General features: G+C 36.2%; 4 protein-coding genes. All 4 read right to left on the minus strand.

Annotated elements, in window-relative coordinates; genetic code table 11:
- A partial coding sequence (locus tag WBN21_RS15085) for a cytochrome-c peroxidase (protein WP_424201717.1) occupies positions 1–479 on the minus strand: 479 nt, incomplete at its 3' end.
- Between the two features lie 9 nt (positions 480–488).
- On the minus strand, positions 489–1,262 hold the full coding sequence (locus WBN21_RS15090; RefSeq protein ID WP_424201719.1) for an MbnP family protein: 774 nt from the start codon (positions 1,260–1,262) through the stop codon (positions 489–491).
- Positions 1,262–2,614, minus strand: coding sequence for a hypothetical protein (locus WBN21_RS15095; protein ID WP_424201721.1), 1,353 nt, complete (start codon positions 2,612–2,614; stop codon positions 1,262–1,264). Before WBN21_RS15095 ends, WBN21_RS15090 begins: the two co-directional genes overlap by 1 nt.
- 21 nt (positions 2,615–2,635) lie before the next feature.
- A partial coding sequence (locus WBN21_RS15100) for a choice-of-anchor B family protein (protein WP_424201723.1) occupies positions 2,636–3,613 on the minus strand: 978 nt, incomplete at its 5' end.

The following is a 3,613-nucleotide window of genomic DNA, read 5'->3' on the forward strand; positions in this document are numbered from 1 at the left end:
GGGTTTTGTTGAAGTTTTTCAACCACATTTACCCAGCTACTATTCATTTCAATAGGATCTGAAACTGGCACGAATGCTTGATGTTCTAGGCTAAATGTATTGCCATCCCAAAAGAATTTTTCATCATAATTCCAAGCTAAATTAAAAAGCGGCATGGAGTTTCGGGTTCCAAAAATTCCTTTAACACCATCGCTAATTCTGGCTGAATCTGTAAACGCATGTTCTGGCGCATGACAATCGGCGCAAGCTTGTGAATTATCTTCTGATAAAATAGGATCAAAAAATAGTTTTTTGCCTAACGCAATGCCTTCAACGGTTTGTGGATTGTCAAAAGGAATTATAGGGTCTAGAATGTTGTCTTCAAAAAGTTTGGGTATTTCTAAAGGACTTGGAATAGCAACATAGGTTTCGACTGTTTCATTTTCGCAAGAAAAACAAAAAAGAATCAAAACGATACTATGTAAATACCATGTTTTCAAAAGATTGTTTTATTGATTTACAGATTTTAAACTAAATACATCTTGACCATTATCATACATCATTATTTGCGCTCCAGAATTTGGCATAAGCATTTGGTTTAATTCATTTAAGTTCCAAATATTTGGGTCTTTAAACCATTCAGCAATATTCATTTCAATGTTAAAAGTGGCGTTATTACTTATATTAACGGCTCCTAAGTTCACATTAAAAAAGGTGTCTTGAGGAAACGTTGGGTCGGCCCCAGGATTATCTGCTGCTCTAATAGCATGAAAATTATAGCCTTGCTCTTCATTAACATCATTTATAAATTTTCCGTCTAATTGCATATAGTGGTAACCACCACCCAACATTGCAGGCACATTCCATGATGCCGTATTTAAGTCTGTGTAGTTGTTTAAGTTGTCTTCATTATTGAATCCAAAAGTAAAAGTGACGTTACTATAGGAACCTGATGGTAAAAATGAGGTTGGCGTAAAAGATAGGTTTTCGTTATTTGTAACGTCCACCAAGTTATAACCATCAAGTACCATGGTGCTGCCATCAGTTTTATAAAAAGTGATTTTTGAAATAAGATAACGAAAGCGTTCAATACTTAATTGATTGCCAGCGTCATTAGTAAATTTTATGACGTTAAAATCTGAATTTGTCACCAAAGTTCCATCCCAATTATGGGAAAAAATAAAAGTTGCGTTTGTTAACGTGACTTTATCATCGTTGCCTTGATCACAAGAAATGATGCTAAACGACATAAAAAATAGCAGGAAGGGAATTATTTTTTTCATTAGTTTAACTTAAAAATTAGTACATCTGAGAATCCATTGTTGTCTGATATATCAAGGTTGGCACTACTAGTTTCTCCCACCACTATGATAGATTTATTATTCAATTCGACAGCTCCATAAGCAAAATCTATTTCTGAACCACCTATTGTTTTTTGCCATTTAAGGGCGCCATGAGTATCTATTTTTATAACCCAAGCATCATTTTGTCCATGGTTATTTGTTAAGTCACCATCTATACTTCTTGAGCTTCCAGAAATTATAAAGGTATCATCTTGAGTTTTTGAAATTGAACGCGCTACGTCAAAACTAATACCGCCATAGGTTTTTTCCCAAATAAGATTCCCGGTAGGCGAAATTTTAATAACCCATAAATCGGCTGCACCATGGTTTATAGAAACGTCAAAATCACTACTTCTAGTATCGCCAACAATAATATAGTTTCCATCGTTTGATTCTACAATGGCCCTGGCTTCATCGGTTTGCGAGCCTCCAAAAGATTTTTCCCAAACTAAGGTTCCAGTTTCTGAAATTTTCACAATCCAGAAATCGTAGGTGCCGTTGTTGTTATTAATATCAACATCAGCGCTATCAGATGAGCCCACTAATATATAGCCATTATCTTGTGTTTGAATGGCATCATAAGGCGTGTCTGTAAATGTTCCGCCATAATATCTACTCCATTGTTTTTCACCTAAAGCATTGGTTTTTATGGCCCAATAATCGCCCCCAGCGTGCTGTGTTTTATTTGTTTTTGAAGAAATGCTTTTGCTATTGCCTGCGCCATTACTAGCCGAAACATCTAAGGTTCCCGTTAATAAAAACCCGCCATCTTGAGTCTGAATGATGGTATTGCCAATATCTGCTCCCAAAAACCCATAATTTTTTTCCCATGAAATTGTTCCTGCGGCATCCAATTTTGAAACCCAAAAATCGTGAGCACCGTTATTTTCCGAAACCGAGCCATCGGTACTTTTACTAAAACCTAGGATAGCATAACCGCCATCGGATGTTTGAATGATGCCGTTACCGCGGTCATCATCAGAACCACCATAGGTTTTTTGCCATTCAAGTATATCGTTTTGGTTGAATTTAAGTAGCCAATAATCAAAAGATTCGTTTGATTTGTTTGCGATGTCGCCATCCATACTTTGCGTGTATCCAAGAATGGCATAGCCGCCATCAGTAGTTTTTATAACCGATTGGGCACTTTCGTTTTTTGTACCACCAACAGATTTTACAAAGTCAACGTTAATCGTTTCGGTTAAATCCTTGTCATTATCATTGTTTTTAGAACAACTAATAACCAAAAACACAGTAGAAACTAGACTAAAGGCGAATGTATGTTTCTTCAAGTAGTTAAACATGATATGTGATTATGTGCCGCTTTTTCTAATTATAAATAACCCTCTATCAATGTCGCTAACAATAATGTTGCCACTTGAGAAAAAAGGATAAATACTCCAAGCACCATTAAATTCTGTGCCATTATTAGTAGGATAGGTATCAAAAAATCCGACTTCAGCCATGGTGCCTCCGCCAATTCCAGATATACCTAGCATGCGAACACCAGCACGATAATTTGCGAAATAATAGGTGTTGTTTTTTACATACCCATTATGATCAATAGCTGCGCTAGTTCCAAAATAATCAAAATGAAAAGCAGGGTTATCTAAATCGGTAAAATCGAAAATAATAGTTCGCGTATTTCCTCCAGTTCTAAGCTCATCTAGCTCATCGCCTAAAATAAAGTATTTCATATCTTCTGTAAACCAACCTTGATGCGCATACCAAACATTTGTATAACTTATAGTTGAAATAATTGTTGGATTAGCCTTATCAGTAACATCGGCAATGACCACCTCGTTTTCATTGCTTCCTATTAAAATTTCTTTACCGGAATAATCGGTATCTGGACCATTATAGGTTATCACTTGGGCATCATGAGAATATCCGCCTTCTAAAAATCCGCCTTCAGAAACTGGGTTTTTAGGATCTTGAATATTTATGAATATGGGACCGCCTGCAAAAGTTGAACTTCGGTTTGCCCCAACAATATAAGCATAACCACTATCCTCATTAATGACAATATTGTGCGCTTTTCCAAATTCAGTAAAATGGGTATCGGCAGTAAATGTTTCAGGAGGACTTGCTACATCTCTTAATCGCGTTAAATCGAAAACCTGCATGCCATGATCATCATTACACGTAGGATCTCCAAAACTACAATCGGCAACAATAAATGCATGGTCTTTATAAATTTTCACATCGCGCCAAGGGCTTGTGGTTGTTGCTGTTGGTAGATTTCCTAAATAGATTGGTTCATTAGGTTTTGAAATATCTACAAATGCTGT

Source organism: Algibacter sp., from assembly GCF_049667265.1.
Lineage (GTDB): Bacteria > Bacteroidota > Bacteroidia > Flavobacteriales > Flavobacteriaceae > Algibacter_B.